Raw genomic sequence first — 1,522 nt, 5'->3', positions numbered from 1 at the left:
CTGGCTGAGCGCCGCCCGGGGGGGGGGGGGCGGGGGGGGCGGGCCCCCCCGCCCCGCCCCCCTCGGCGCTCAGTCCTCGCCCTCCAGGTCGCCCTCGGTCTCCAGGAAGACCTGGCGCAGGGCTTCGAGCACGGCGGGATCCGGCTTGGCCCACATGCCGCGGGACTCGGCCTCCAGGAGGCGCTCGGCGATCCCGTGCAGGGCCCACGGGTTGGCCTGCTGGAGGAACGCGCGGTTCGCCGGGTCCAGGACGTACGTCTCGGTCAGCTTGTCGTACATCCAGTCGGCGACCACGCCGGTCGTCGCGTCGTACCCGAAGAGGTAGTCGACCGTCGCGGCGAGCTCGAAGGCGCCCTTGTAGCCGTGGCGGCGCATCGCCTCGATCCACTTCGGGTTGACCACCCGGGCGCGGAAGACGCGGGAGGTCTCCTCGACCAGGGTCCGGGTGCGGACCGTCTCCGGGCGGGTCGAGTCGCCGATGTAGGCCTCGGGGGCCGTGCCCTTCAGTGCCCGTACGGCCGCGACCATGCCGCCGTGGTACTGGAAGTAGTCGTCCGAGTCCGCGATGTCGTGCTCGCGGGTGTCGGTGTTCTTCGCCGCCACCGCGATCCGCTTGTAGGCGGTCTCCATCTCGTCACGGGCCGGGCGCCCGTCGAGTTCACGGCCGTAGGCGTAACCGCCCCACACCGTGTACACCTCGGCGAGGTCGGCGTCCGTCCGCCAGTCGCGGGAGTCGATGAGCTGGAGGAGCCCGGCCCCGTACGTCCCCGGCCGGGACCCGAAGATGCGGGTGGTGGCCCGCCGCTCGTCGCCGTGCTCGGCCAGGTCGGCCTGGGTGTGGGCCCGCACGAAGTTCCGCTCGGCGGGCTCGTCGAGGGAGGCGGCCAGGCGCACCGCGTCGTCGAGCAGGCCGATGGTGTGCGGGAAGGCGTCCCGGAAGAAGCCGGAGATGCGCAGCGTGACGTCGATGCGGGGGCGGCCCAGCTCCTCGTACGGGATCGGCTCCAGGCCCGTCACACGGCGAGAGGCGTCGTCCCAGACGGGGCGGACGCCGAGCAGGGCGAAGGCCTCGGCGATGTCGTCGCCCGCGGTGCGCATCGCGCTCGTGCCCCACAGGGAGAGGCCGACCGAGGTGGGCCAGTCGCCGTTGTCGGCGCGGTAGCGCTCCAGGAGCGATTCGGCGAGGGCCTGGCCGGTCTCCCAGGCGAGGCGGGAGGGGACGGCCTTGGGGTCGACGGAGTAGAAGTTGCGGCCGGTCGGCAGGACGTTGACCAGGCCGCGGAGCGGCGATCCGGACGGGCCCGCGGGGACGAAGCCGCCGTTCAGCGCGTGGACCGCGTGGTCGAGCTCGTCGGTCGTCGCGGCGAGGCGGGGCACGACCTCGCGGGCGGCGAAGTCGAGGATGTCGGCGACGGCCCGCGGGTGGCCCGCCGCCACACCGGCGACGGCCGCCGGGTCCCAGTCCGCGTCGTCCATGGCCTGGACGAGCGCGCGGGCCCGCTCCTCGGTCTCGTCGGCGGCG

Annotated in this window: 1 protein-coding gene; it reads right to left on the bottom strand. The window is 74.4% G+C overall.

The window, feature by feature from the left end; translation table 11 throughout:
* Positions 1 to 69 precede the first annotated feature (69 nt).
* Positions 70 to 1,522 (bottom strand): cobaltochelatase subunit CobN (locus ABZ371_RS32530; RefSeq protein ID WP_358686524.1); only part of this gene is annotated, 1,453 nt, incomplete at its 5' end.

The sequence above is a fragment of the Streptomyces sp. NPDC005899 genome (assembly GCF_040629645.1).
Lineage (GTDB): Bacteria > Actinomycetota > Actinomycetes > Streptomycetales > Streptomycetaceae > Streptomyces.
This window is presented reverse-complemented; position numbering and strand designations above follow the sequence as displayed.